We start from the raw sequence: 602 nt of genomic DNA, 5'->3' as shown, positions 1-602 counted from the left end.
ATTATTTAAACATGATGCAGACTCGATTTTGCCGGACTCAAATATCTTTTTATTTTACTTTTTATAAAAAGTGAAAACAAAAAGCCAAGAACACTTGAATGTGTGTTGGTACCTAAATCATAAAGACTTAGGATTTGAGAACTTTTAAATGAATAACAACGCATCTCATAGAGATGGGGATTGTTGTTATTCGTCAGCTTTCCAAATTGTTAAAGAGCTAGATTCAACTTTCTATAAAGAAAAGAACCATTTTTAAGAACACTTAAGACTTTCTATTTCAAAAGAAATGTACTTAAAGATGGTATCCCGTAGGGGAGTCGAACCCCTGTTACCGCCGTGAAAGGGCGGTGTCCTAGGCCTCTAGACGAACGGGACACTAAGTTGAASATMTTGGGRKATSTTCGTTCTCTTAAACTACATAAACCATCAATCTGTGTGGACACTCATCGTGAGTAATCATCGTATAAGGAGGTGATCCAGCGCCAGGTTCCCCTAGCGCTACCTTGTTACGACTTCACCCCAGTCATGAACCACAAAGTGGTGAGCGTCCCCCCGAAGGTTAAACTACCCACTTCTTTTGCAGCCCACTCCCATGGTGTGAC

At 40.2% G+C, this 602-nt stretch carries 1 tRNA gene and 1 rRNA gene; both read right to left on the bottom strand.

Going from position 1 to position 602, the window contains the following annotated elements:
• Window positions 1–299 precede the first annotated feature (299 nt).
• Window positions 300–375 (bottom strand) — tRNA-Glu (locus L1D23_RS22140).
• An 89-nt stretch (window positions 376–464) separates the two neighbouring features.
• Window positions 465–602, bottom strand: a 16S ribosomal RNA gene (locus L1D23_RS22135); the annotation flags it as partial.

Source organism: Vibrio sp. Isolate24, from assembly GCF_022398215.1.
Classification (GTDB): Bacteria; Pseudomonadota; Gammaproteobacteria; order Enterobacterales; family Vibrionaceae; genus Vibrio; species Vibrio coralliilyticus_A.
The sequence above is the reverse complement of the archived record's forward strand: the minus strand, read 5'-3'. Positions and strand labels throughout refer to the sequence as shown.